This window comes from Aeromonas sp. QDB14, assembly GCF_027707845.1.
Taxonomy (GTDB): Bacteria; Pseudomonadota; Gammaproteobacteria; order Enterobacterales; family Aeromonadaceae; genus Aeromonas; species Aeromonas caviae.
Genome location: NZ_JAPCJD010000023.1, coordinates 31,327 through 57,807, shown reverse-complemented (window position 1 = coordinate 57,807; position 26,481 = coordinate 31,327). Strand labels below are relative to the sequence as shown.

Sequence of the window (26,481 nt, the reverse complement as noted above, 5' to 3'; positions counted from 1 at the left end):
TGCGGGAGCATCCATGCAAAAACAGATTGGTCTTGGTGTCATTTTCGTGTGTGTGATCGGCGGCTTCATGATGGCCGGGGGGCGCCCCATCGCCCTGTGGCAGCCTGCCGAACTCATCATCATCATAGGGGCGGCGGTCGGCTCCATGTTCCTTGGCAATTCCAAGGAGGTGATGCATGAAATGTGGCGCCAGATGAAGCTTTGCTTCAAGTCCAACAAGGACGAGAAGGAGATCTATCGCGAACTGCTGACCCTGATGCACCAACTGCTGGAAGAGACCCGCAACAAGGGGATGAAGGCGCTGGACGAACACGTGGAGAATCCGCAGCAGAGTTCCGTCTTCCTCATGTATCCCCAGGTATCGGAAGATCCGCAACTGCTGGGCTTCATCATCGACAACCTGCGTCTGCTGGGCATGGGCAAGATCACGCCCCATGAGCTCGACACCATACTGGAGCAGGAGATCATGGCCATCGAGGAGGACATGCTCAAGCCCGCCCACGCGCTGCACAAGACAGGGGAGGCCTGCCCCGGCTTCGGGATCCTGGCGGCGGTGATGGGGATCATCATCACCATGCAGCAACTCGACGGCCCCCTCAGCAACATAGGGGTGCATGTGGCGGCCGCCCTGGTGGGCACCTTCATCGGCATCTTCCTCTGTTATTGCCTGCTGGAGCCCATCAGCAATGCCATGGAAGAGATGGTCAAGCGTCGTATCGGCATGCTGATGTGCATCAAGTCGATTTTGATCGCTCAGCTGCGGGGCAAGACGCCGCTGCTCTCCGTCGATTCCGGCCGCAAGATGCTGGAACCTGACGTGAAACCCAGCTTCCTCGAACTGGAAGACTGGGTGACCAACAGGGCCATGTGATGCGCAACCACGAGCAGATCGTCATCAAGCGCCAGCAGCGGCGCAGCAGCGCTCCCAAGGGGGGCGGTGCATGGAAGGTGGCCTTCGCCGACTTCACCCTGGCCATGATGGCCTTCTTCATGGTGCTCTGGATCCTGGCCGTCTCCAGCCAGGAGGAGCGGGATGTGGTGGCCAGCCGTCTGCGCGACTACAGCATCATGGACAGCGAGGCAAACCCGTTCGACATCAGCAACAGCCCCTATCCGGTGGATCTTGGCGGCAACCCCTCGGTACTGGAGGAGTTGAGTCCCCAGTTCGTGGAGGAGGGGCAGCGCATGCCCAGACACATGGAGCGGGATCGCAGCATCTTTACCGATGGTGCCAAGGGAGGCTATGAGAGCCTGCTGGTGGGCAAGATTGAGGGAGAAAAGCAGATGGCGCAGTTGGCCGGTTTCATCGGGTCCATGGCGGATCAGATGCAGGCCAGAAACAACCTGGAGCTGCAACTGGTGCCCCAGGGTCTGCGGATCCTGATCCGCGACGATGACGAGCGCGAGATGTACAGCCGGGGCAGTGCGCGGATCAGCCCCTATTTCCGCCACCTGCTGATGGCTCTGGCCCCTGTTTTCCAGCGAGTGGAGAACCGGGTCATGATCTCGGGCCACACCGACAGCACCCCCTTTGCCGGTGACAACTACAGCAACTGGGAGCTCTCCTCCGATCGCGCCATGATGGCGAGGCGTGTCCTGCTTGCTGGCGGCATGCCCCCCGAGCGGGTGGGTCAGGTGGTCGCCATGTCGGATACCATGCTGGACAACACCGCCGATCCCAAAGACAGCCAGAACCGCCGCATCGAGTTGCTGGTGATGACGACCCAGGCGGAAAAGAGCCTGGAGCAGCTGTTCAGTGCCCAAACCCAAGCCGCCACCCGGACAGCCAAGGACGCCGTTGCCCATGGAAACCCCTGACGCCGATCTGCCCCCCGTGACACCGTTCAAGGATCCCAGGCGCAAACTGCCGCGCTGGTATCTCCATGACGGGACCACGCCCCTGGAATCCCAGAGTTGCGGCATCGCTGCCCGGCTCATGGTGTCCGGCCTGCTGTTCGACAAGCGCATCGGACGGGCGGTGATCAAGGATATCGGACCGGGTGGGGTCGGTTTCCTCGCCCCCGCCCGTTTTACCTTGCCCGATAACGTCAGCCTGTCGTTGTCACCGCGGATCGTGCTGGCGTGTCATATCACCCATCGCAGGGCCATAGGCCAGTACCTCAGCTTCTACGGCGCGCGATGGGTCGATCCTGACTCGGTGGATCTCGCGCCTGTTCTGAGCCACTGGCGCCACTGTTTCATGGCGCCAGCAGAGGGCGAGCCTGCTCCAATCCCAGTGGATCCGGCAACCGCTCAAGAGTGAGGCCTCCCCGCCCCATGTCCAGTCCCCGTGCAGGCAGCAACAGCAGGGGATCGTGCAGGCTTTCCAGGGACACGGCCCGCACCAGCTGCGGGCGTGTCTCTTGATGACGCGGGGCAGGAGGGGCCTTGCCCCCGCCATAAACGATGGGGCAGTCACTCACCTCCCGGGGATCGGGCAATCGCCAGGCGGGATTCCACCGGCTTGCCTCGTTCATGGCAACCCCCCGTTCCATGGCCCACTCCAGCAATGAGCAGCCCCCTGGCTGCCGCCAGACCCGGATATTTTCTCCCGCCTGCCAGGGCGGCAGGACAAACCCGTGCTGCGCCGCTCTGTCCAGCAATTGGGAGAGCGCGAGGAAGCGCGCCACATAGAGGCGCGTTTCGGTAGGCAACTGCAACTCCCACACATTGCGTGTCCCGCCGTTGAGCACCGCCTTCAGTACTCTTCCCTCTCCCGCGTTGTAGGCCGCCAGTGCCAGCAACCAGTCCTGCCCGAAGAATTGATGCAGCCACCCGAGGTAGGAGAGCGCCGCCTCCGTCGCCAATGGCAGGGAATAGCGGCCATCGAAGCCGTTCGTCATGGGGACGGAGAAGCGGGCTGCGGTATCCGGCATCAACTGCCAGGGCCCGGCGGCGCCCGCCGAGGAGATCACGTCAAGCCGGTAGCTGCTCTCGATCAGGGGCAGCAGTGCCAGCATGGGTGGGAGTTTTCGCGTCTGAACCTGCTCCGTGACCCAGCGGATCATGGGCTGGGACTCGGCGAGCCTCGTTTGCAGGTGGCTGCGCTGGCGCAGCAGAAAGCGGGTCTGCTCGTTGACCAGTTCGGCACCCGGGCCGACAACGGGGGTAGGAAAACCCGCCTGCCAGTGATAATGATCATAGGAGTAACAAACGGCACTGCTCAGTAGCGAGAGCCCGGGGAGAAGGCGCAGGGATATTTTGGCAACAGCGGACAGAGCCTGGCGGGAAAATGATAAAAACACGATGTATCTCAACAGTTTTTGACAATATCTGTCGACTGTTCATGTGGTATCCAGGACGTGATAAGCATGATAACACGAGTAAAAAAGACCCCAAAGGCGGGCAGGGCGATTCAGAAATTTCTGCTTTATCTGATCCTCGTTAATTTTGGTTTGATGTGGCTCTATATCATGTATGCCGACGAGCTGACATTGGGCGCCAATCTACTGCTGACTTTTCTTCTCATCGTCTATAACCTGCTGCTCTGCCAGCTGGTGGTGCTGCGAGCCCGTCGGGTAGGGGATGGCTATATCATCTATCCCGTGGTGGGCGTCAGCATTATCCTGTGCGCCGTCGTGCTGTTCCGTTTCATCATTTCCCCGTGAAATCGATTAATTACGAGGCACACTTCGCCGGGATGATTTAATTCCCCCATGAATAACTTGTGGAAAATCAATTCATTTAATCGGTAGTCCCATCACGCTGCGTCAATATGTTCCCCATGCCCGAGATCCTTGCTTGAAAAGCCCCCTGCTCGTCCTTAAACTTCATGGTGGAGAAAAGTGGATCAAAGTGGTTTTATTGGGCATCTAGCCCCCATAACTCACCTTCGGGGACTGCAATTTGTTGCGTGGCGCTCACGCCATCAGCCTGGACAGCAAGGGGCGGTTGGCGATTCCGACCAAATTTCGTGATTGGCTGCGCGACGAATGCGACGGCCAGCTGGTCTGCACCATCGACATCGCCCATCCCTGTCTGCTGCTTTATCCCCTGAATGAATGGGAAGAGGTGGAGCGCAAGCTGAAGACCCTTTCCAGCACCAACCCGGCAGAACGCCGCCTGCAGCGTCTGCTGCTCGGCCACGCGGCCGAATGCGAACTGGATGGCAATGGCCGTCTGCTGCTCAGCCAGCCGCTGCGCAGCCATGCCGGGCTGGACAAGAAAGTCATGCTGGTGGGCCAGCTCAACAAATTCGAGCTGTGGGATGAAGCCCGCTGGCAACAACAGATCAACGACGACATCCTGGGCCTGCCCGAGGACGACTGGGCAAGTTCACCACGACTACAGGATTTTTCTTTATAAATGACCCAAGCCGCTGAACACATCACAGTGCTGTTGCACGAAGCCGTCGAAGGGCTGGCCATCAAGCCGGACGGTATCTACGTCGACGGTACCTTTGGCCGGGGTGGTCACTCTCGTCTCATTCTCCAGCATCTGGGCCCCAATGGCCGTCTGATCGCCATCGACCGGGATCCCCAGGCCATTGCCGAGGCGGCCAAGATCCAGGATCCCCGTTTCGAGATCGTGCACGGTCCCTTCTCCGGCATCACCCGCTATCTGACCGAGCGCGGCCTGCTGGGCAAGGTCGATGGCTTCCTGCTGGATCTCGGTGTCTCCTCCCCCCAGCTTGACGATGCCGAACGTGGCTTCAGCTTCATGAAGGACGGCCCGCTCGACATGAGGATGGATCCCACCTCCGGTCAGAGCGCCGCCGAGTGGCTGGCCCGTGCCGATGTGGACGACATCGCCTGGGTGCTGAAAACCTTCGGTGAGGAGCGCTTCGCCAAGAAGATTGCTCGCGCCATCGTGCACGATCGGGTGACAGAGCCCTATGTGCGCACCCGCCAGCTGGCGGAGATGATTGCCCGGGTCAACCCGAGCAAGGAGAAGGGCAAGCACGCGGCGACCCGCAGCTTCCAGGCCATCCGCATCTATATCAACAGCGAGCTGGACGAAATTGAAACCGCCCTCAACGGCGCGCTGGACGTGCTGGCTCCTCACGGTCGTCTCTCCGTCATCAGCTTCCACTCTCTGGAAGATCGGCTGGTGAAGCATTTTATTCGCAAGCATGAGAAAGGTCCGGAAGTACCCCACGGGATCCCTCTGACCGAAGCCCAGCTGGCCGGTGGTCGCAAGCTGAAGTCGATCGGCAAGGCACTCAAGCCTTCCGACCACGAGGTCAATGAAAACACCCGGTCCCGCAGCTCGGTGCTGCGGGTCGCAGAGCGTCTTGCGGAGTAAGCGATGAGCGACGTGCGCGTTCACCTCGCCAGGGAGATCGTTGCGGATCTCTGGCGCCACAAGTTGCAGGTCCTGTTGACCGTCGCAGTGCTGGTCACCGCCTTTGCGGTGATCCTGGTGACCAACATGACCCGGGGTCTGACGGCCAAGCAGAACGATCTGATGGCGGAGGAGGACAGGCTCAACATCGAGTGGCGCCACCTCTTGCTGGAACAGGGCACACTGGCTGAGCACTCCCGGGTGGCGAGTCTGGCCATGGACAAGTTGCAGATGGCTCGTCCCCTGGTGACCACTGAAAAGGTAATTACACAACCATGACACGCAAGGCCGCCACCAAGGCTCCGGCAAAGGACAAAGCCAAGGCGAAAGCACCCTCACTCTACCCGTGGCGCTTTCGTACCCTGGTTTTCTTCATCGGCATCGCGTTTGCGGGGCTGATCCTGCGGCTGGCCTGGATCCAGGTGATCGATCCGGACAGACTGCGCCAGGAGGGGGACATGCGCTCCCTGCGCACCACCTCCACCCAGGCGGTGCGCGGCATGATCACGGACCGCAATGGCGAACAGTTGGCGGTATCCGTACCGGTCGAAGCGGTCTGGGCTGATCCCAAGACGGTGCATGAGTCCGGTGCCATCCACAACGAGCGTGCCTGGCTGGCACTCTCCGCGGTGCTCAAGCTCGACATCAACACCCTCAAGCATCGCATCGCCAACCCGAGCAAGCGCTTCGTCTATCTGCAGCGGCAGGTGACGCCTGCGGTGGCCGAGTACATCAAGGGGTTGAAGCTGGGGGGCATCTATCTGCGCCCCGAGGCGCGCCGTTTCTACCCGACCGGCGAGATAAGCTCCCACTTGGTGGGGGTGACCAACATCGATGGCAGCGGCATCGAGGGGATTGAGCGCAGCTACAACGAGTGGCTGACCGCAACCCCTGGCGAGATGAGGGTGCGCAAGGACAGGCAGGGCCGCGTCATCGAGCGCCTGGGCCTGGTGAAAGAGGGCAAGCACGCCAACGATCTGCAACTGAGCATCGATCAGCGGGTGCAGGCGCTGGCCTATCGCGCCCTCAAACGGGCTACCGACGAGAACAAGGCCACCTCCGGCTCCATGGTGATGCTGGATGTGAAGACCGGCGAGGTACTCGCCATGGTCAACACCCCCTCCTACAACCCGAACAACCGCGGCCAGTACCAGAGTTTCCGGGTGCGAAACCGGGTGGTCACCGACACCTACGAGCCGGGTTCCACGGTCAAGCCCTTGATTTTGCTCAGTGCCTTGCAGGCCGGCGTCACCAGCTGGAAGGATTTCATCCCGGGTGGACCGCTCTTTATCGGGGCCAAGCAAATCCGTGATGTGAGCATCCACAAGGCGACCAACCTGTACGACATCCTGCGCTACTCCTCCAACATCGGCATGTCGCGCATCGCGCTGCGGATGCCGGCCCAGGAGATGATCAACACCCTCAGCATGGTGGGCTTCGGGATGGATACCGGCAGCGGCCTGATGGGGGAGAGCAGCGGCATGCTGCCCCAGCGTCGCCGCTGGTCCGACATCGAGCGGGCCACCCTGTCGTTCGGCTACGGCCTCCGGGTGACCCCGCTGCAGCTCGCCTCCGCCTACGCCACCCTGGCCAACAAGGGCAAGCGGGTGCCGCTCTCCATCATCAAGGTGACCAAGCCGCCCAAGGGTGAGCAGGTCATCGACCACAACAACGCGGCCGCCATGCTGCAGGCGCTGGAGTACGTGGTCAGCAATGCCATTCCCAAGGCCCAGATCCCCGGTTATCGGGTCGGTGGCAAGAGTGGTACCGCCAAGGTGGCCGTGGCTGGGGGCTATGGCAAGGACTACATGGCCTGGTTTGCCGGTTTCGCGCCGGCCAGCAATCCCCGTTTCGTCATGGTGGTGGTGATCAACGAGCCCAAGGGGGATGCCTACTACGGCGGTGCCGTGGCGACCCCGCCCTTTGCGGAGGCCATGGGAGGCGTGTTGCAGCTCTTCAACATCCGTCCCGATGCGATCCCGCCCGAGGTACCCGCCAAGCTTGCCCGCACGGAGGCCAACAATGGCGCACCGCGTACTTGACGGGCATCCGGCTTTTTCCATCGGCCCCGCTGCTGTCGGGGCGTTTTCCATGGCGTGTACGAGCGCCCGCATTCCCGCATTTTCGGAGGCTTCCCATGCCGCCCCGCACACTTGATCAACTGATGAGCCGCTTCGGCATCGATGCCCCGGCGCTTTCCCTCACCGATCTCCAGCTCGACAGCCGGCGGGTCGGTCCCGGCTCGCTCTTCGTGGCGATTCGTGGCCATCAGGTGGATGGCAGGCGCTTCATCGAACAGGCGGTGGCTCAGGGAGCGACCGCCGTGCTGTTTGAGGAGGACGGAGAATTCGTCCCTCCGGCGACCCAGATCCCCTGCATCGGCATGAGGGATCTTCCCGCTCGTCTCTCCGAGCTGGCCGGTCATTTCTACGGTCACCCTGCGCAAAAGCTGCAACTGGTGGGCATCACGGGCACCAACGGCAAGAGCACCACGGCCCTGCTGGTGGCCAACTGGCGCACCCTGCTGGGGGGCAAGGCCGGGGTCATGGGCACCATAGGCAACGGTCTGTTTGGCGAGCTCATCGAAGCAGAGAACACCACGGGCAGCGCGGTCCAGGTGCAGGCCAATCTGGCCGCCTTGCAGCAGCAGGGGGCTGATCTGGTGGCGATGGAGGTCTCCAGCCACGGTCTGGTGCAGCATCGCGTGGCGGCCCTGCCGTTTGCCGCGGCAGTCTTCACCAACCTGAGCCGGGATCATCTGGACTATCACGGCACCATGGAGGCCTATGCCGCCGCCAAGGAGGAGCTGCTGAAGCTGGTGGATGAGCCTTGCGCCGTCATCAACGCCGATGACCATCTGGGACGGCAATGGCTGGCGACCTATCCCGGTGCGGTGGCCTTCGGGGTTCATGGTCCGATTGAAAACCATGCCGGACGACAACTGACGGCGCAGGATCCCCACTTCCACCAACAAGGTTTTGATACGCGCATTAACTCCAGCTGGGGGAATGGTGTATTATCCGCCCCCTTGCTCGGCCGCTTCAACGTCAGCAACGTGCTGGGCGCCATGGGTGCCATGCTGGTGCTCGGCTACGACTTCGATGACCTGCTGGCGACGGCCCCCAGACTGCAACCGGTGACCGGTCGCATGGAGTGCTTCGGCGGTGGCGATGCGCCGCTCGCCGTGGTCGATTACGCCCACACCCCGGATGCGCTGGAGAAGGCCTTGCAGGCCCTGCGGGTGCACTGTCACGGCCGGCTCTGGTGCCTGGTGGGTTGTGGTGGCGACAGGGATCGCGGCAAGCGTCCCATGATGGCTGCCATGGCGGAGCAGCATGCGGACTGCGTGATCCTGACCGACGACAACCCCCGTACCGAGGAGCCGGCCCGGATCATGGCCGACATGGTGGCGGGTCTTCGCGATCCCGGCGCCGTGCAGATTGAGCACGACAGGACCAAGGCAATCCAGCTGGCACTGAGTCAAGCGAGCAAAGAGGACATCATCCTGGTGGCTGGCAAAGGCCACGAGGATTATCAGATCATTGGAACCGACAAGCGGCACTACAGCGATCGGGAAACCGTCGCAGCCGCCTTGCACACATTAATGGAGTCATTCAAATGATGACCCTCAGGCTTGCCGACCTGGCGCAGGTGCTCGATGCCCGTCTGATCGGGGGCGACCATGAGATCACGGCGGTCAGCACCGACACCCGTACCCTGGGCGCGGGGGCGCTGTTCGTGGCCCTGCGCGGCGAGCGTTTCGACGCCCACGATTTCTGCGACCAGGCGGTTGCCGCCGGCGCCAGTGCCCTGCTGGTGGAGCGCGAATTGCCGCTGGCCATTCCACAACTGGTGGTGGGCGACACCCTCAAGGGGCTTGGGCGTCTGGGCAGGCTGGTGCGCGAGCGCATCAATCCGAAAGTGCTCGCCATCACCGGCAGCTGTGGCAAAACCACGGTGAAGGAGATGGCGACGGCCATCCTGCGTTGTGAAGGGGAGGTGCTGGCCACCGCCGGCAACTTCAACAACGAGGTGGGGGTGCCGCTGACCCTGCTGCGCCTCGAGCCGCAACACCAGTTCGCGGTGATGGAGCTGGGAGCCAACCACCCGGGCGAGATCGCCTGGACCACGTCGCTCGCCAGACCCGACGCCGCCATCATCAACAACGTCGCTGCCGCGCACCTGGAAGGCTTTGGCTCCCTGGAAGGGGTGTTCCATGCCAAGAGCGAAATCTTCGAAGGGTTAGGCGAGGGCGGCACCGCCATCGTCAATGCCGACAACGAGTTCTGGCCGAAGTGGCGTGAAAAGGGCATCCACTGCGCCTTCTCCCTCGAGGATCAGCGTCAGCCGTTCCACGCCCGCGACATCGTGCTCAACGAGCAGGGTTGTGCCGGGTTCGTGATGGTGACGCCCCAGGGAGAGGTGAACCTGACCCTGGCCATTCCGGGCCGCCACAACGTGGCCAACGCCCTGGCTGCTGCCGCCGGGACCCTGGCCCTGGGCGCATCGCTTGCGTCCGTCAAGGCGGGGCTGGAGCAGATGGCGCCGGTCAAGGGCCGTTTCTGCGTGCAACGCTGGGGTGGCCTCACCCTGGTGGATGACACCTACAACGCCAGCGTGGAGTCCGTGCTGGCGGGTATCGATGCCCTGACCGCCATGAACGGCTACAAGGTGCTGGTATTCGGTGACATGAAAGAGTTGGGTGAGGAGTCCGCCGCGCAGCATGCCCGGGTCGGACACCACGCCCGTGAGCAGGGCCTCGATGCCGTGCTGACCGTAGGGGAACAGAGTCGCCACACCGCAGATGCCGCGGCTGGCCGACATTTCGATAACAAGGCGTCGTTGTTTGAAGTGCTTGCGCAAATGATAAAGACACATCAGGAAATTTCGATTCTGGTCAAGGGCGCCCGTGGCTCCCGCATGGAAGATATCGTCGAGATGGTCAAGGGCCATCAGGAGTCAGCCACATGCTAGTCTGGCTGGCGGAACTGCTCACCCCGCACTTCACCTTCTTCAACGTCTTCTCCTACCTGACGTTTCGCGCCATCCTGTCGATCATCACCGGTCTGGTGGTGGCGCTCTGGATGGGGCCGCGCCTCATCCGTCGCCTGCAGATCATGAAGTTCGGCCAGGTGATCCGCAACGACGGTCCCGAATCCCACCTCAGCAAGAAGGGCACCCCGACCATGGGCGGCCTGATGATCATTGCAGCCATCTTCACTTCTGTGCTGCTCTGGTGCCGCCTCGACAACCCCTATGTCTGGCTGGTGCTGTTCGTGCTGGGGGCCTATGGCGCCATCGGTTTTGCCGATGACTATCTCAAGGTGGTGCGCAAGAACACCGACGGCCTCATCGCCCGCTGGAAGTACTTCTGGCAGTCCGCGGTCGCGCTGGGTGTGGCGGTCTTCCTCTACGCCACGGCCACCCACGATGGTCAGACCCAGCTGGTGGTCCCCTTCCTCAAGGATGTGATGCCCCAGCTCGGCCTGATGTTCATCCTGCTGACCTACTTCGTCATCGTCGGTACTTCCAACGCGGTCAACCTGACCGATGGCCTGGATGGCCTCGCCATCATGCCCACCGTGATGGTGGCGGGGGGCTTCGCCCTGATCGCCTGGGCGACCGGCAACGTCAACTTCGCGAACTACCTGCACATTCCCTACGTGCCCTACACCTCCGAACTGGTGATCGTCTGTACCGCCATCGTGGGCGCGGGCCTGGGCTTCCTCTGGTTTAACACCTACCCGGCCCAGGTCTTCATGGGGGACGTGGGTTCCCTGGCCCTGGGCGGCGCGCTCGGTACCATCGCGGTGCTGGTGCGCCAGGAGTTCCTGCTGGTGATCATGGGGGGCGTCTTCGTGATGGAGACCGTCTCGGTGATCCTGCAGGTCGGATCCTACAAACTGCGCGGCGTGCGGATCTTCCGCATGGCCCCCATCCATCACCACTATGAGAAGAAGGGCTGGCCGGAGCCGCGCGTCATCGTGCGCTTCTGGATCATCACCCTCATGCTGGTGCTGCTTGGCCTCGCCACCCTGAAGGTGAGGTAAGCCATGGTCATCATCATCGGACTCGGCAAAACCGGACTCTCCTGCGTCGATTACTTCCTCGACCGCGGCGTCACGCCCCTGGTGATGGACACCCGTGCCAACCCGCCGGGCAAGGACGAGCTTCCCCCCGAGGTGGAGCTCATCCACGGGCTGGACGCGGAGCGGCTCAAGCAGGCGCACATGATAGTGGCCAGCCCGGGCATAGCCCTGGCGACTCCGGAGTTGAAGGCTGCCGCCGAGTTCGGGGTGCGCATCGTCGGTGACATCGAACTGTTCGTGCGTGAAACCCAGACGCCCGTCATCGCCATCACCGGTTCCAACGGCAAGAGCACGGTCACCACGCTAGTGGGTGAGATGATCGCCGAGGCGGGGCTCAAGGTCGGTGTGGGGGGCAATATCGGCACCCCGGCGCTGTCGCTCCTCAAGCAGCCCATGGATCTCTGCGTGCTGGAGCTCTCCAGCTTCCAGCTCGAGACCACCCACAGCCTGCGGGCCGCCGCCTCCGTGGTCCTGAACCTCAGTGAAGATCATATGGATCGCTATGCCGGCATGGCGGATTACCGCGCCGCCAAGATGGAGATCCATCAGCACTCCCAGCACATCCTGGTGAATCGCGACGATCCCCAGACCCTGCCCGATGTGGGTCAGGTGTGGCAGAGTTTCGGCCTCGACTGCAACGGCTACGGTCGCTGCGAGCTGGAGGGCCGTCACTGGCTGACCTTGCACGGCGAGCCACTCCTGGCGGTGGACGAGATGAAGATAGTGGGTGCCCACAACCAGGCCAATGCCCTGGCGGCCATGGCCCTGTGCGATGCGGTGGGCATTCCCCGCGAGGCACAACTTGCCGTGCTGCGCCGCTTTGAAGGCCTGCCTCACCGTGCCCGCTTCGTGCGGGAGGTAAATGGGGTGCGCTGGATCAACGACTCCAAGGCCACCAACGTGGGGGCGACCCTGGCCGCCGTGGCCGGGGTGCGTGAAGCGGTCAAGGGCCGCCTGCTGCTGCTGGCCGGTGGCCAGGGCAAGGGGCAGGACTTCGGCCCGGTGCAGGCCCTGCTCGGCAGCCAGATCGATCACATGTACTGCTTTGGTCAGGATGCCGAGGTGCTGCTGGCCCTGGGCGAACAGACCGAGCGGGTTGCCGATCTTGACGCTGCTGTCGCCAAGGCGGCGGCCGATGCCAGGCCCGGAGACTGGGTGCTGCTGGCCCCGGCCTGCGCGAGCCTGGATCAGTTCAAATCCTTTGAAGCGCGCGGCGATCGCTTCACCGAACTGGTGATGGGCTTATGAACGCCCTGCGCGTGGTTGCGGGATTCTTGCAACGCTGGTTGCTACCGGCGCGCCCCGCCGGTCTCTACGATCGGCAGCTGGTGGTACTGGCTCTCGCCCTGATGGGCGTCGGGCTGGTGATAGTGGCGTCCGCTTCCATTCCGGAGGGGATCGCCATCAACAACGACCCCTTCATGTTCGTGAAGCGCCACGGCATGTTCCTGGTGATGGCGCTGGGTATCTCCTGGTTCGTGTTGCAGGTACCCATGGCACGCTGGCAGCACTACAACGGCCCCATGTTGTTGCTGGCCATCGTGCTGCTGGTGATGGTGTTGCTGGTGGGGCGCAGCGTCAACGGCTCGGTACGCTGGCTGCCGCTGGGCCCCTTCAACCTGCAGCCGGCCGAGTTCGGCAAGCTGGCGCTGTTCGTCTATCTGGCGGGCTATCTGGTGCGCCGCCAGAGCGAGGTGCGCGAACGCTTCATCGGTTTCATGAAACCCATGGCGGTGCTGTTCGTGGTGGCCATCCTGCTGCTGGCTCAGCCGGATCTCGGGTCAGTGGTGGTGATGTTCGTCACCTCCCTCGGGATGCTGTTCCTGGCCGGTGCCCGGCTGGTGCAGTTCATCGGTCTCATCCTGGTGGGGGTGAGCGCCGTGGTGACCCTGATCATCGCGGAGCCCTACCGGATGCGGCGGGTGACCTCCTTCCTCGACCCCTGGGCCGATCCCTTTGGCAGCGGCTATCAGCTGACCCAGTCCCTGATGGCCTTTGGTCGGGGGAGCTGGTTTGGCGAGGGGCTCGGCAACTCCATCCAGAAGATGGAGTACCTGCCGGAGGCCCACACCGACTTCGTGTTCGCCATTCTGGGCGAAGAGCTGGGCTACGTGGGGGTGCTTGGCGCACTCTTCCTGATTTTTGCGCTGGCGGTGAAGGCGCTCAAGCTGGGTCACCAGGCGCTGGTGGCCGAGCGGCTCTATGAAGGTTATCTGGCCATCGGCATCGGCATCTGGTTCAGTTTCCAGACTTTCGTCAACGTCGGTGCCGCCAGCGGCATGATGCCTACCAAGGGGCTGACCCTGCCGCTGGTCAGTTATGGCGGCTCCAGTCTCATCATCATGATGGTGGCGGTGAGCATGTTGATTCGTATCGATTTCGAGTTGCGCCAGGCGAGTGCCCAGGCGCGCGTGCGGGAGGTTGCGTGAGCAAGACGTTACTGGTGATGGCGGGTGGTACCGGGGGGCATGTGTTCCCCGGCCTGGCCGTCGCCGATCGCCTCAAGGCCCAGGGCTGGACCATCCACTGGCTTGGCACTGCCGACCGGATGGAGGCGGAGCTGGTGCCTGCCCATGGTTATCCCATCTCCTTCATCGACATCCAGGGGGTGCGTGGCAACGGCATCAAGCGTCTGCTCGCGGCGCCCTACCGTGTCATCAAATCCGTGCTGCAGGCCCGCCAGGTGCTCAAGACCATCCAGCCCGATGTGGTGCTGGGCATGGGGGGCTTCGCCTCCGGCCCGGGTGGCGTGGCCGCCTGGCTGTCCGGCATTCCGCTGCTGCTGCACGAGCAGAATGCCGCCGCCGGCCTGACCAACAAGCTGCTGGCCCGTATCGCCAGGCGGGTACTGATGGCCTTCCCCGGTGCCTTCGCCCCCAATGCCCGCACCGCCGTGGTGGGCAACCCGGTGCGCCCCGAGGTGGTGGCGCTGCCGGATCCCCAACTGCGCAGCAGCAGCGATCCTCTGCGCCTGCTTGTGGTCGGTGGCAGCCTGGGGGCCCGGGTCCTCAACGAGCAGGTGCCTCCTGCGGTTGCAGCTGCCGGTGTGCCCATCGAGGTGCGTCACCAGTGCGGCAAGGGCAACGGGGAGGCCGTGGCTGCCTCCTATGCCGGGCTGGGGGTCGAGGCCGAGGTGAGTGAATTTATCAAGGACATGGCGGATGCCTATGCCTGGGCGGACCTGGTAGTGTGCCGCGCCGGCGCATTGACCGTCTCCGAAGTGGCCGCCGCCGGTGTGGCCGCCATCTTCGTGCCCCTGCCCCATGCGGTGGACGATCACCAGACCCGCAACGCCCTGACCCTGGTCGACGGCGGTGCGGCCGAGTTCCTGCCCCAGTCAGAGCTGACGCCGGCGGCGCTGGCGTCGCGCCTCTCCTGGCTCGCCGGGCGCAGGGAAACCCTGTTGAACATGGCCCAGGCCGCGCGCCGGGTCGCCATCATCGATGCCGCCGAACGGGTTGCCGATGAGTGCAAACGGCTCGCCACCGGCTGAGCCAAACGAGATGGAAGGCCAAGATGTGCCGCCAAGGCCCCGCTTCTGTCTTCGAACTGATGAATGTCGCCGAATGAAAATGGCCTGTGGCCACGAATTGAGAAAGAACTATGACCAAGGTTGAACTGGCAAAACTGCGTACCGTTATCCCCGAAATGCGCCGCGTGCGTCGCATCCACTTCATCGGCATCGGTGGCGCCGGTATGGGCGGTATTGCGGAAGTGCTTGCCAATGAAGGGTATCAGGTGACCGGCTCTGATCTGGCCCGCAACGGGGTGACCGAACGCCTGGCCTCTTTGGGCGCACACATTTTTGTCGGTCACAGTGCCGAGCATGTGGACGGTGCCAGCGTGGTGGTGGTTTCCACCGCCATCAAGCAGGACAACCCCGAGCTGCTGGCTGCCCGCGAGCTGCGTATTCCCGTGGTGCGCCGCGCCGAAATGCTGGCTGAGCTGATGCGCTTCCGTCACGGCATCGCCATTGCCGGGACCCACGGCAAGACCACCACCACCAGTCTGGTGGCGAGCATCTATGCCGAGGCGGATCGCGACCCCACCTTCGTCATCGGCGGTCTGCTCAACAGCGCCGGCACCAATGCCCGCCTGGGCAGCAGCCGTTATCTGATTGCCGAGGCGGACGAGAGCGACGCCTCCTTCCTGCATCTGCAACCCATGGTCTCCATCGTGACCAATATCGAAGCGGATCACATGGACACCTATGGTGGCGATTTCTCCAGGTTGAAGGCCACCTTCATCGATTTCCTGCACAATCTGCCGTTCTACGGCCTGGCCGTGGTGTGCGTGGATGACCCCGTGATCCGCGGCATGCTGCCGGAGATCGCCCGTCCTACCCTCACCTACGGTCTGAGCGATGATGCCGATGTGCAGGTGCTGGACTTCGTGCAGACCAGCAATCGCAGCCGCTTCCGGGTGCGCCGTGCAGGGGCGGGTGAGCTGGAGGTGACCCTGAATCTGCCGGGCATCCACAACGCCCTCAACGCCGCCGCCGCCATCGCGGTGGCAACCGAAGACGGCATCGGCGACGAGGCCATCATCCAGGCACTTTCCAAGTTTGAAGGGGTGGGGCGCCGCTTCCAGCAATATGGCGAGTTTGAAACCGGCCGTGGCAAGGCCATGCTGGTGGACGATTACGGTCATCACCCGAGCGAAGTGAAGGTGACCATCAACGCCGCTCGCGCCGGCTGGCCCGAGAAGCGGCTGGTGATGGTGTTCCAGCCGCACCGCTACAGCCGTACCCGGGATCTCTACGAAGATTTCGCGGACGTGCTCTCCAAGGTGGACGTGCTGGTGATGCTGGAGGTCTATGCCGCCGGTGAGGAGCCCATTCCCGGTGCCGATGGTCGTGCCCTGTGCCGTTCCATCCGCTCCCGCGGCACCCTGGAGCCCATCTTTGTCGCAACGCCGGACGATGTGCCCGCGGTGCTGGCCGACCTGATTGGTGAGGGGGATCTGGTATTGACCCAGGGGGCGGGTAACGTCGGTGCGCTGGCCCGTCGTCTCGGCGAGATGAAATTGAGCGTGGATAGCATGAAATCCGGTGCCTGAGGGCCCAATGAGTATTTTGACCGCCAAGCCGAGGCCTATATAATGGCGAACCGGTCTGCAAGTGACCGGCATGGCGCGTTTTACGGGGATCGATCGGGTGGAGGCAAGGGCACAAGGGCGCACCAAGGGGGGCTTCATCGCCGGGGTGGCATTTTTCATCCTGGTCATGTGGGGGCTCTACCAGACTGCGCTGGATGTTAAAGACTGGCTGACGGATGCCAGTCGGTTGCCCATGAGCGAGCTGTTGCTGCAGGGGCAACACGAATATTTGAAGGCCGATGAGTTGCGTGCTGCCGTGCTGGATGGTGCCGAACTTCGCAACTTCTTCGAGCTGGATGTGAACGAATTGCAGGCGCGTCTGAACGCTCTGCCCTGGGTGGCCCAGGTCTCGGTACGAAAGAAGTGGCCGAACAAGATCAAGGTCTATCTCACGGAACAGGATGTGGCGGCTCGCTGGAACGGCAACCGCTTCGTCAACACCAAGGGTGAGGTATTCAGTGCCCCGGACAGGGTGAAGAAGCCCCTGATGCAGTTGTCCGGGCCCGATGATCAGGCCGCCAAGGTGCTGGAAGCCAGCCATCAGTACGAAACGCTGCTGGCGGCCAAGGGATACAAGTTGCTGGGGGTGAATCTGACCCCCCGCCATGCCTGGGAACTGACCCTGGATGGCAACATTCAGCTGTTTGTGGGGCGCTCGGATATCGCGCTTCGTCTGCAGCGGTTTATCGATGCCTTTCCGGTCATCGAGCCCCGTGAGCGGGTTGCTTACGTGGATCTTCGATACGACACCGGGATGGCAGTTGGCTGGAAGAAAAGCGAAGAGAAAGTGAATGACCAACACCGCAGATAGAAATTTGATTGTCGGACTGGATATCGGCACGACCAAGGTGGCGGTACTGGTTGGCGAAGTATTGCCTGATGGCGAACTCAATGTCATCGGCATGGGCAGCCACGCTTCTCGCGGGATGGAGAAGGGCGGGGTCAATGACCTCGACTCCGTGGTCAAGTCCCTGCGCCGCGCGGTGGAAGAGGCCGAGATGATGGCAGACTGCCAGATCAGTTCCGTCTATCTGGGGCTGTCCGGCAAGCACATCGATTGCCGCAACGAGACCGGCATGGTGCCCATCTCCGACGAAGAGGTGACCCAGGAGGATGTGGACAACGTCATCCACACCGCCAAGTCGGTGCGGTTGTCTGACGAGCTCCGGGTGCTGCACGTGCTGCCCCAGGAGTTCGCCATCGACTATCAGGAAGGGATCAAGAACCCGGTCGGCCTCTCCGGCGTGCGGATGGCAGCCAAGGTGCATCTCATCACCTGCCACAACGACATGGCGCGCAACATCGAGAAGTGTGTGGAGAAGGTGGGTCTGCGGGTGGATCAGCTGATCTTCTCCGCCCTGGCCTCCAGCTACGCCGTGCTGACCGAAGACGAGAAGGAGCTGGGTGTCTGCGTGGTGGATATCGGTGGCGGCACCATGGACATGTCGCTCTTTACCGGCGGCGCCCTGCGTCACACCAAGGTGATTCCCTATGCTGGCAGCACGGTGACCAGCGACATCGCCTATGCCTTCGGCACGCCGCCGCTGGATGCGGAGGCGATCAAGGTGCGCTACGGCTGCGCCCTCGGCCGCCTGGTCAGCAAGGAAGACAATATCGAAGTGCCCAGTGTCGGCGGTCGCCCGGCGCGCAGCCTGCAACGGCAGACACTGGCGGAAGTGATTGAACCCCGTTACACCGAGTTGCTCTCCATGGTGAATGACGAGCTGGTGCGGGTGCAGAGCGAATTGAAGGCACAGGGGGTCAAGCATCAGCTGGCCGCCGGTGTGGTCTTGACCGGTGGCGCGGCCCAGATCGAAGGCATTGTGGAGTGCGCAGAGCAGATCTTCCAGAGCCAGGTCCGGGTGGGCGAGCCCATGAATATCCGGGGATTGAGTGATTACGTACAGGCACCGGTGTACTCGACTGCGGTCGGGTTGTTGCAGTACGGCCGCACCAACCAATCCACCGGCAGTAACAAGGAATATGCCGCCAAGGCAAGCGTAGGTGGGCTGGTCAAACGGGTCAGCAACTGGTTGCGTGGCGAGTTCTAAAGATTTTGCTGAGTCAGGCAAATAAAGCGGAGAGACAACATGTTTGAATTTATGGATAGCCACACTGACGAAGCCGTCATCAAGGTGATAGGTGTGGGTGGCGGCGGCGGCAACGCAGTCGAGCACATGGTTCGTCAAAACATCGAAGGTGTCGAGTTCATCACCGTGAACACCGACGCCCAGGCACTGCGCAACTCCAGTGCCAATACCACCTTGCAGATCGGCGGTGGCATCACCAAGGGTCTGGGTGCCGGGGCCAACCCGGAAGTGGGTCGTGACGCCGCCATGGAAGACAGGGAAGCGCTGCGCGAGCTGCTGACCGGTTCCGACATGGTGTTCATCGCTGCCGGCATGGGTGGTGGTACTGGTACAGGTGCTGCCCCGATCGTGGCCGAAGTGGCCCGCGAGATGGGTATCCTGACCGTTGCCGTCGTGACCAAGCCGTTCTCCTTCGAAGGGAAGAAGCGGATGGGCTTCGCCGCTCACGGCATCGAAGAGCTCTCCAAGAACGTCGACTCCCTGATCACCATCCCCAACGATAAGTTGCTGAAGGTGCTGGGTCGCGGCATCTCCCTGCTGGACGCCTTCAAGGCGGCCAACGACGTGCTGCTGGGTGCAGTACAGGGCATCGCCGAGCTGATCACCCGCCCGGGCCTCATCAACGTCGACTTCGCGGACGTGCGTACCGTGATGCGCGAGATGGGTACCGCCATGATGGGTACCGGCTCCGCCTCCGGTGACGACCGTGCCGAAGAAGCGGCCGAGAAGGCCATCTCCAGCCCGCTGCTGGAAGATGTGGATCTGGCCGGTGCCCGCGGCATCCTGGTCAACATCACTGCCGGCATGGACATGACCATCGAAGAGTTCGAGACCGTGGGTAACGCGGTCAAGGCCTTCGCGTCCGAGAACGCCACCGTGGTGGTGGGTACCGTAATCGACCCGGAAATGCACGACGAACTGCGCGTTACCGTAGTGGCGACCGGTATCGGTGCCGAGCGCAAGCCCGACATCACCCTGGTCAAGAACAACATGGTTCAAGAGCGTCCGGCCCGTCAGCCCCTGATCAGCGAAGCTCTGCAGTCTCGCGTGATGGAAGAGGCCCCGGCCAAGGTGGTGAACGCCGAGCCGCAAGCTCGTCGCGAACCGGATTATCTCGATATTCCTGCGTTCCTGCGCAAGCAGGCAGACTAAGCCTCTGATGGCTCTGGTTTGTTTGTTGCTTAAGGATTGTGCTAAGATGGCTCGGCAACGACCATCTGGTCAGGAATTTGAGCTGTTAAAGCGGATACGCCCATGATTAGACAAAGAACCTTGAAAACGAGTGTCCAGGCCACCGGTGTGGGCCTGCATTCGGGCCGGAAAGTCACTATGACGTTCCGTCCGGCGCCTGTTAACACAGGGATCGTTTACTTGCGTACCGATCTGAATCCTGTGGTCGCGCTGCCAGCCAACGCCGATCAGGTGCGTGATACCGTGCTTTGTACCGCTCTGGTGAACGAAGCCGGTGTTCGCGTGTCGACCATCGAACATCTGTCTGCCGCTCTGGCCGGGATGGGGATCGACAACCTCTATGTCGAGGTTGATGCCCCCGAGATCCCGGTAATGGACGGCAGTGCGCATCCGTTCATCTATCTGCTGCAGGAAGTGGGTATTCGTGAACAGAACGCACCTAAGCAGTTCGTGCGGATCAAGCAGAGCATCCGGGTTGAAGACGGCGACAAGTGGGCGGAATTCCACCCCTACCGCAACGGCTTCAAGATGGATCTCGAGATCGATTTCCAGCATCCGGTGTTTGAAGGCCGCAACCAGCGTTGCGTGCTGGACTTCTCCGGCAGCTCCTTCGTGAAAGAGATCAGCCGTGCCCGTACCTTCGGCTTCATGCGTGACATCGAGTACCTGCGTTCCCAGAACCTGGCACTGGGCGGCAGCCTGGAAAACGCCGTGGTGCTGGATGACTACCGGGTGCTGAACGAAGATGGTCTGCGCTACGAAGACGAGTTCGTGAAGCACAAGATGCTGGATGCCATCGGCGATCTGTACATGTGCAATCGCAGTATCATCGGTGAATTCCGTGCCTACAAGACGGGCCATGCCCTGAACAATAAGCTGCTGCGTGCCCTGCTGGCCCAGCAGGAGGCCTGGGAACTGGTGACCTTCGAGGGTGAGGGCGACAAAGCGCCTATCGCTTACTACGACAACGGTCTGGTTCTGGCCTGATAGCTGTGCAACAGGACGTCGGTCATCTCTCCGCACCGACGTCCTGTCATTTGTTTATTCCATCCTTTAATACCGATTATCTCCCGGTTTTATTGCCCGTGCAGGCCCTTGGCCTCACCTGACCGAGAAGACAGATTTCTATGAGCATTACCCTGATCCTCCACGGTAAGCAGCGCCGCAGGTTGCACTTACCCAAACAACGTCTGGCCTGGGTCGGCGGTATTCTCTTCACTGTATTGGCCTTGGGGGGCGGCTGGCTCTGGCAGAGCTGGCAGCAGAAAATGGAGGCGCTGGAAGTGGCGCTGACCCTGGCGCAGCAGCAAAAATCCACGCAAGGGGCCGATGAAGCCCGCGAACAGCTTGCCATGCTGGCCGCCCAGGTGGGCACCATGCAGGGACAACTTGGTCGCCTCAACGCCCTCGGCGAGCGCCTGACCGAGAAGGCGGACCTCGATCCCGAGGAGTTCAACTTCAAGGAGCTGCCCCCGATGGGCGGCCCTTCCTACGATGCAGACCTGGAAGTCAGCCTGGGTGAACTGCAAGATTCCATGGAACACCTCAGCCGTCAGCTCAGCAGCCGCGAAGAACAGCTGTCGGTACTTGAATCCTTCATCATGAACCACCATATCACCGATGCGGGTTTCATCCCCGGCTCACCGGTCAAGCAGGAGCGTGTCTGGATCTCCTCCGGTTTCGGTGGGCGGGTCGATCCGTTCAACGGTCGCGCCAAAATGCACAAAGGGGTGGATTTCCGCGGCAGGCCCGGCACCCCCATCCTGGCGACAGGCAAGGGGATTGTCAGCTGGGCGGGGCGCCATCCGGAGTTTGGCAACATGGTGGAGATTGACCATGGCAATGGTCTGGTCACCCGCTATGCCCACAATTCCAAGTTGCTGGTGGATGTGGGCACCCTGGTCGATGAGGGCCAGAAGATTGCCCTGATGGGGCGAACCGGTCGTGCAACCGGAGTTCATTTGCATTACGAAGTGTTGAAAGATGGTCGTCAGGTCAACCCCGCGCGCTTTCTGAATGCCAGACGGGGTTAGGTTTTTTCTTCGGGTTCCAGTGACGGAACGCTTATATAACCAAAACAGTTGGTACCCATGATTAGCACACTGCTCACCAAGATTATCGGCAGCCGGAACGACAGAACGCTCAAGGCTTTGCGCAAAATTGTAAAACAAATCAATGCGATGGAGCCTCAATTCGAGGCACTGTCCGATCAGGAACTGCAGGCGAAGACCGCCGAGTACCGTCAGCGTCTGGAGCAGGGCGAAACACTGGAGCAGTTGCTGCCGGAAGCGTTCGCCACCGTCCGTGAAGCCTCCCGCCGTGTGTTCGGCATGCGTCACTTCGACGTCCAGCTGATCGGCGGCATGGTGCTGAACTCCAACCGCATTGCCGAAATGAAGACAGGTGAAGGTAAAACCCTGACGGCCACCCTGCCGGCCTACCTGAACGCCCTGACCGGCCGCGGTGTGCACGTCGTGACGGTGAACGACTATCTGGCCAAGCGTGATGCGGAAGCCAACCGCCCGCTGTTCGCCTTCCTCGGCATGACGGTGGACTGCAACGTGCCCGGTATGGATGCGTCCCAGAAGCGCGATGCCTACGCTGCCGACATTACCTACGGTACCAACAACGAATTCGGTTTCGACTACCTGCGCGACAACATGGCATTCTCGCCGGAGCAGCGCGTACAGCGTCCGCTCAACTACGCGCTGGTGGATGAGGTGGACTCGGTGCTCATCGATGAAGCTCGTACTCCGCTCATCATCTCCGGTCCGGCGGAAGACAGCTCCGCCATGTACACCCAGATCAACAAGTTGATCCCCCTGCTGGTCAAGCAGGACAAGGAAGACTCCGAGGAGTACACCGGCGACGGCCACTACACGGTGGACGAGAAGAACCGCCAGGCGCTGCTGACCGAAAACGGCCAGATCTTCGTGGAAGAGCTGCTCAAGAAAGAGGGACTGCTGGCCGAGGATGACTCCCTGTTCTCCGCCACCAACATCAGCCTGCTGCATCACGTCAATGCCGGCCTGCGCGCGCACACCCTGTTCGAGCGCAACGTCGACTATATCGTCCAGAAGGACGAGATCGTCATCGTCGACGAGCACACCGGCCGCACCATGCCGGGTCGTCGCTGGTCAGACGGTCTGCACCAGGCGGTTGAGGCGAAGGAAGGGGTCAAGATCCAGAACGAGAACCAGACCCTGGCCTCCATCACCTTCCAGAACTACTTCCGTCTGTACGACAAGCTGGCGGGCATGACCGGTACTGCGGATACCGAAGCCTTTGAATTCCAGCAGATCTATGGCCTGGATACCGTGGTCATCCCGACCAACAAGCCGATGGTGCGCAAGGACATGGGCGATCTCGTCTACCTGACCGCCCAGGAGAAATACGCGGCCATCGTGCAGGACATTCGCGAGTGCGTGAAGCGCGGCCAGCCCGTGCTGGTCGGTACCGTCTCCATCGAGAACTCCGAGCTGCTCTCCGGCATCCTGACCAAGGAAAATATCCCGCACAAGGTACTGAACGCCAAGTTCCATGCCATGGAAGCGGAGATCGTCGCCCAGGCCGGCCAGACCGGCGCCGTCACCATCGCCACCAACATGGCCGGTCGTGGTACCGACATCGTGCTGGGCGGCAACTGGCAGGCGGAGATCGCCCAGCTGGAAAACCCGTCAAGCGAGCAGATTGCCGAGCTGAAAGCGGCCTGGCAGGTGCGTCATGACGAAGTGCTGGCGGCCGGTGGCCTGCACATCATCGGTACCGAGCGTCACGAATCCCGTCGTATAGACAACCAGCTGCGCGGCCGTTCCGGTCGTCAGGGTGATCCGGGTTCCTCCCGCTTCTACCTCTCCATGGAAGATACCCTGATGCGGATCTTCGCCTCCGACCGCGTGACCGGCATGATGAAGAAGCTGGGCATGGAAGAGGGCGAGGCCATCGAGCATCCCTGGGTAACCAAGGCCATCGAGAATGCCCAGCGCAAGGTGGAAGGTCGCAACTTCGACATCCGTAAAAATTTGCTCGAGTTCGACGACGTGGCCAACGATCAGCGCAAGGTGGTCTACGAGCAGCGCAACGAACTGCTGGACACCAATGACATCTCCGAGACCATTCACGTCATCCGTGACGACGTCTACGGCGCCATCATCGACGAGTACATCCCGCCCCAGTCCCTGGAAGAAATGTGGGACGTGCCGGGTCTGGAAGCGCGTCTGAAGTCCGATTTCGCCCTGGATCTGCCGCTGCAGCAGTGGCTGGCGGAAGACGACAAGCTGTATGAAGAGAAGCTGCGCGAACGTATCCTGGATGAAGCCACCAAGCTCTATGCCCACAAGGAAGAGCTGGTCGGCAAGGAGGTGCTGCGCAACTTCGAGAAGGCGGTGATGCTGCAAACGCTGGATGGTCTGTGGAAGGAGCACCTGGCGGCCATGGATCACCTGCGCCAGGGCATCCATCTGCGCGGCTACGCCCAGAAGAACCCCAAGCAGGAGTACAAGCGCGAATCCTTCGATCTGTTCACCCAGATGCTGGAGACCCTCAAGCGCGACGTGGTCAGCATCCTGAGCCGAGTACAGGTGCAGGAGCGGGATGTGGAGGCGATGGAAGAGCAGCAGCGCCAGCAGGCCGAAGCCGCTCCCCGTACCTACACCCATGCCACGGCCGAAAACCAGCTGGCTGACGAGGATACGGGTGGGGCCGAGGGCCATACCACCTTCGTGCGCGACGAGCAGAAGATCGGGCGCAACGATCCCTGCCCCTGTGGTTCGGGTAAAAAATACAAGCACTGTCACGGTCAGCTGACCTGACACCCTGCCATGATGAATACACCGCCTCCGGGCGGTGTATTCATTTTCGGACCAAGGAGGGGACGATGAGCAGATTGCCGGCGGGATGGGATGGGGAGGCACATGGGCACTGGCTGCAGGAGAGACGCCAGGAGGCGATCCGTTGTGTGCTGAGCAGGCTGAACGCAGAGACGAACAAATCCGTTCCCCTGCAACTGCAGTTTGCCTATTACCTATTTTTGTCCGGCGATCCCGCTTCGGCGGCACAGGTGCTGACGCTGGCGTACCGGTCCGCGCCCGATAACACTGAGGTGCTGCGCAATCTCTGTGTCTGCCTCTCGCGCTCCGATCAGCATGAGCGGGCCGTGATGCACCTGGTCGAACTGGTGCGGCGCGAGCCGGATGATTATCTGGTCCATGACGGGCTTTGCACTTCCCTTGCCAAGCTAGGACGCCATGAAGAAGCGGCACAAGCGGGAACCCGTGCCCTGACTCTCAAGGATGAGGCCGTCTCGCAGCCTGTCGCGGGGTGGGTGCTGCCGGCAGAGGGGCCGGATGACTGGCTCGCGGAGCAGGGGGAGAAGCAGGCAGTCATCGCCTTCTCCTTGTGGGGAGTACAGCCCCGCTATTTGCGGGGAGCGCTCGACAATGTGCTGGCCGCAGCCTACCTCTATCCTGGCTGGCGGGTGCGCTTCTATGTGGATGGCAGTGTCCCTCAGGGGTTTCTGGCCTGCCTGCAGGAACATGGCGCCGAGATAAAGGTGCAGCCCGATGGTCAATCCCAGCGTCAGCGCCTCTGCTGGCGCTTCCAGGTCGCCAATGATCCCGGCGTGGGGCGCTTTCTTGTGCGCGATGCGGACTCCGTGCTGAATCTGCGGGAGCGGCTGGCGGTCGATGACTGGCTTGCATCGGGGCGCTGGTTCCATATCATGCGTGACTGGTGGAGCCACACCGATCTGGTGCTGGCCGGCATGTGGGGCGGTGTGGCCGGTGTGCTGCCTCCCCTTGCGCCGCTGATGGCGAGCTATCAGCCCAGTACCATGGAAACACCGAACATCGACCAGTGGTTCTTGCGGGACTGTTTATGGCGCTATCTGCGCCAGAGCGCGCGGGTACACGATCGTTGTTTCACTCCGCCCGGTGCGGTGCCCTGGCCGCAGGTTGCGCCGCCGGGCAATGAGCATGTCGGGCAGGATCTCTTCAGGGCCCGGGGGGATCAGCAGGCCATTCGGCTTGCCCCCTGGATCGCCCGTTTGCCGTGTTTACGCTGAGGACAATGATGGAACAGAAGAAACGGATCTGGGTGGCGGTGGGCGTCATCGAGAACGAACGGGGCGATATCTTCATCGCCAAACGCTCAGCCGATCGCCATCAGGGGGATCGCTGGGAGTTTCCCGGTGGCAAGGTGGAGTCGGGGGAGGATCTGCTCACCGCGCTGGACAGGGAATTGTGGGAAGAGATCGGGATCCGAGTGCAGGATTGTGCCCCCTTCATGGAGCTGCACCACGATTATCCCGACAAGCAGGTCTTGCTGGATATCTGGAAGGTGACCCGTTTCCACGGCGAGCCCTTTGGCAAGGAGGGACAGGAGTGCCGCTGGGTACCACTGGCCTCGCTGCACGAATACCACTTCCCGGATGCCAACGGCCCCATCGTCGCGCGGTTGCAGGCCTCGCTTGCCTGAAAGGGAATCAATACCAGCGAAAAAGGGCCTGAGGGCCCTTTTTTGATCGTGAAGTGTTTATTGCCAGGGATCGCCCTGTTCCGGATCGGGCAGCAGATCCGGGTTGATCTCGCCCGGGATGCGCTTCTGTTCATCCGCCCACTCGCCGAGGTCGATCAGCTGGCAGCGCTTGCTGCAGAAGGGGCGAAACGGGCTCTGCGGACCCCATTCGATCTCGCTCTGACAGGTCGGGCACTTTACCTTGGTCACCATGGGGC

At 62.0% G+C, this 26,481-nt stretch carries 25 protein-coding genes; 23 read left to right on the top strand and 2 right to left on the bottom strand.

Translation table 11 applies throughout. The features are described 5' to 3' along the window. Positions 1 to 13 precede the first annotated feature (13 nt). The 3 genes from lafT to PG887_RS09965 are packed head-to-tail and all read left to right on the top strand — an operon-like array spanning position 14 to position 2,263. Positions 14 to 871 carry a lateral flagellar motor stator protein LafT gene (gene lafT / locus PG887_RS09975; RefSeq protein WP_041211799.1) on the top strand — a complete coding sequence of 286 codons (858 nt, stop codon included), beginning with the start codon at positions 14 to 16 and terminating at the stop codon, positions 869 to 871. Beyond that, positions 871 to 1,818 carry a lateral flagellar motor protein LafU gene (gene lafU, locus PG887_RS09970; protein ID WP_270821586.1) on the top strand — a complete coding sequence of 316 codons (948 nt, stop codon included), beginning with the start codon at positions 871 to 873 and terminating at the stop codon, positions 1,816 to 1,818. The genes lafT and lafU overlap by 1 nt, the downstream gene beginning before the upstream one ends. Further along, entirely contained in the window at positions 1,805 to 2,263 is a 459-nt protein-coding gene (locus PG887_RS09965; RefSeq protein ID WP_042015087.1) for a PilZ domain-containing protein, read from the top strand. Before lafU ends, PG887_RS09965 begins: the two co-directional genes overlap by 14 nt. Here PG887_RS09965 and PG887_RS09960 read toward each other — a convergent pair. Further along, positions 2,199 to 3,056: a lytic transglycosylase domain-containing protein gene (locus tag PG887_RS09960; RefSeq protein WP_045522257.1), complete on the bottom strand. Its 858-nt coding sequence runs from the start codon at positions 3,054 to 3,056 to the stop codon at positions 2,199 to 2,201. The two genes, PG887_RS09965 and PG887_RS09960, sit on opposite strands and share 65 nt — an antisense overlap. 255 nt (positions 3,057 to 3,311) lie before the next feature. On the opposite strand from PG887_RS09960, the gene PG887_RS09955 reads away from it, so the two are divergent. The 20 genes from PG887_RS09955 to mutT all read left to right on the top strand — a co-directional run bounded on the left by PG887_RS09955 (position 3,312) and on the right by mutT (position 26,224). Continuing rightward, positions 3,312 to 3,608 carry a hypothetical protein gene (locus PG887_RS09955; RefSeq protein WP_041211797.1) on the top strand — a complete coding sequence of 99 codons (297 nt, stop codon included), beginning with the start codon at positions 3,312 to 3,314 and terminating at the stop codon, positions 3,606 to 3,608. A 238-nt stretch (positions 3,609 to 3,846) separates the two neighbouring features. Continuing rightward, positions 3,847 to 4,305, top strand: coding sequence for a division/cell wall cluster transcriptional repressor MraZ (gene mraZ / locus PG887_RS09950; RefSeq protein WP_039040489.1), 459 nt, complete (start codon positions 3,847 to 3,849; stop codon positions 4,303 to 4,305). Continuing rightward, positions 4,306 to 5,244, top strand: a complete 939-nt coding sequence (gene rsmH / locus PG887_RS09945; protein WP_042015088.1) for a 16S rRNA (cytosine(1402)-N(4))-methyltransferase RsmH — start codon at positions 4,306 to 4,308, stop codon at positions 5,242 to 5,244. It abuts the gene before it with no gap. A gap of 3 nt (positions 5,245 to 5,247) precedes the next feature. Further along, the gene (gene ftsL, locus PG887_RS09940) at positions 5,248 to 5,562 is read left to right on the top strand and encodes a cell division protein FtsL (RefSeq protein WP_010675842.1); all 315 of its coding nucleotides are present in this window, start codon (positions 5,248 to 5,250) and stop codon (positions 5,560 to 5,562) included. Further along, entirely contained in the window at positions 5,559 to 7,325 is a 1,767-nt protein-coding gene (locus PG887_RS09935) for a peptidoglycan glycosyltransferase FtsI (protein WP_010675841.1), read from the top strand. Before ftsL ends, PG887_RS09935 begins: the two co-directional genes overlap by 4 nt. Before the next feature lie 95 nt (positions 7,326 to 7,420). Further along, complete coding sequence (murE, locus tag PG887_RS09930) at positions 7,421 to 8,905, top strand: UDP-N-acetylmuramoyl-L-alanyl-D-glutamate--2,6-diaminopimelate ligase (protein WP_039040490.1); 1,485 nt, start codon at positions 7,421 to 7,423, stop codon at positions 8,903 to 8,905. Further along, positions 8,902 to 10,257, top strand: coding sequence for a UDP-N-acetylmuramoyl-tripeptide--D-alanyl-D-alanine ligase (gene murF / locus PG887_RS09925; protein ID WP_042864853.1), 1,356 nt, complete (start codon positions 8,902 to 8,904; stop codon positions 10,255 to 10,257). Before murE ends, murF begins: the two co-directional genes overlap by 4 nt. Continuing rightward, a complete protein-coding gene (gene mraY, locus PG887_RS09920; RefSeq protein WP_010675838.1) occupies positions 10,251 to 11,333 on the top strand; it encodes a phospho-N-acetylmuramoyl-pentapeptide-transferase in 1,083 nt (360 codons plus the stop codon). The genes murF and mraY overlap by 7 nt, the downstream gene beginning before the upstream one ends. Before the next feature lie 3 nt (positions 11,334 to 11,336). Beyond that, positions 11,337 to 12,620, top strand: coding sequence for a UDP-N-acetylmuramoyl-L-alanine--D-glutamate ligase (murD, locus tag PG887_RS09915; RefSeq protein ID WP_270821584.1), 1,284 nt, complete (start codon positions 11,337 to 11,339; stop codon positions 12,618 to 12,620). After that, complete coding sequence (gene ftsW, locus PG887_RS09910) at positions 12,617 to 13,801, top strand: cell division protein FtsW (RefSeq protein ID WP_010675836.1); 1,185 nt, start codon at positions 12,617 to 12,619, stop codon at positions 13,799 to 13,801. Before murD ends, ftsW begins: the two co-directional genes overlap by 4 nt. Further along, a complete protein-coding gene (gene murG / locus PG887_RS09905) occupies positions 13,798 to 14,865 on the top strand; it encodes an undecaprenyldiphospho-muramoylpentapeptide beta-N-acetylglucosaminyltransferase (protein ID WP_010675835.1) in 1,068 nt (355 codons plus the stop codon). The genes ftsW and murG overlap by 4 nt, the downstream gene beginning before the upstream one ends. Before the next feature lie 110 nt (positions 14,866 to 14,975). Next, positions 14,976 to 16,430, top strand: a complete 1,455-nt coding sequence (murC, locus tag PG887_RS09900; protein ID WP_041211792.1) for a UDP-N-acetylmuramate--L-alanine ligase — start codon at positions 14,976 to 14,978, stop codon at positions 16,428 to 16,430. A gap of 97 nt (positions 16,431 to 16,527) precedes the next feature. Further along, entirely contained in the window at positions 16,528 to 17,280 is a 753-nt protein-coding gene (locus PG887_RS09895) for a cell division protein FtsQ/DivIB (protein ID WP_029314839.1), read from the top strand. After that, a complete protein-coding gene (gene ftsA, locus PG887_RS09890) occupies positions 17,261 to 18,520 on the top strand; it encodes a cell division protein FtsA (protein WP_010675832.1) in 1,260 nt (419 codons plus the stop codon). Before PG887_RS09895 ends, ftsA begins: the two co-directional genes overlap by 20 nt. Before the next feature lie 39 nt (positions 18,521 to 18,559). After that, entirely contained in the window at positions 18,560 to 19,711 is a 1,152-nt protein-coding gene (gene ftsZ / locus PG887_RS09885) for a cell division protein FtsZ (protein WP_005305686.1), read from the top strand. 102 nt (positions 19,712 to 19,813) lie between these two features. Continuing rightward, positions 19,814 to 20,737, top strand: coding sequence for a UDP-3-O-acyl-N-acetylglucosamine deacetylase (lpxC, locus tag PG887_RS09880; RefSeq protein ID WP_010675831.1), 924 nt, complete (start codon positions 19,814 to 19,816; stop codon positions 20,735 to 20,737). Between the two features lie 140 nt (positions 20,738 to 20,877). Beyond that, positions 20,878 to 21,783 (top strand): M23 family metallopeptidase, encoded by a 906-nt coding sequence (locus tag PG887_RS09875; RefSeq protein WP_039040495.1) that lies wholly within the window; start codon positions 20,878 to 20,880, stop codon positions 21,781 to 21,783. A gap of 57 nt (positions 21,784 to 21,840) precedes the next feature. Continuing rightward, complete coding sequence (gene secA, locus PG887_RS09870) at positions 21,841 to 24,561, top strand: preprotein translocase subunit SecA (RefSeq protein WP_041211791.1); 2,721 nt, start codon at positions 21,841 to 21,843, stop codon at positions 24,559 to 24,561. 65 nt (positions 24,562 to 24,626) lie between these two features. Next, positions 24,627 to 25,811 carry a tetratricopeptide repeat protein gene (locus tag PG887_RS09865; RefSeq protein ID WP_104452199.1) on the top strand — a complete coding sequence of 395 codons (1,185 nt, stop codon included), beginning with the start codon at positions 24,627 to 24,629 and terminating at the stop codon, positions 25,809 to 25,811. A gap of 8 nt (positions 25,812 to 25,819) precedes the next feature. After that, a complete protein-coding gene (gene mutT / locus PG887_RS09860) occupies positions 25,820 to 26,224 on the top strand; it encodes an 8-oxo-dGTP diphosphatase MutT (protein WP_174213873.1) in 405 nt (134 codons plus the stop codon). A 57-nt stretch (positions 26,225 to 26,281) separates the two neighbouring features. Here the strand turns inward: mutT and yacG are convergent, their stop codons facing one another. Continuing rightward, entirely contained in the window at positions 26,282 to 26,476 is a 195-nt protein-coding gene (yacG, locus tag PG887_RS09855; protein WP_039040499.1) for a DNA gyrase inhibitor YacG, read from the bottom strand. Between the last annotated feature and the right edge of the window lie 5 nt (positions 26,477 to 26,481).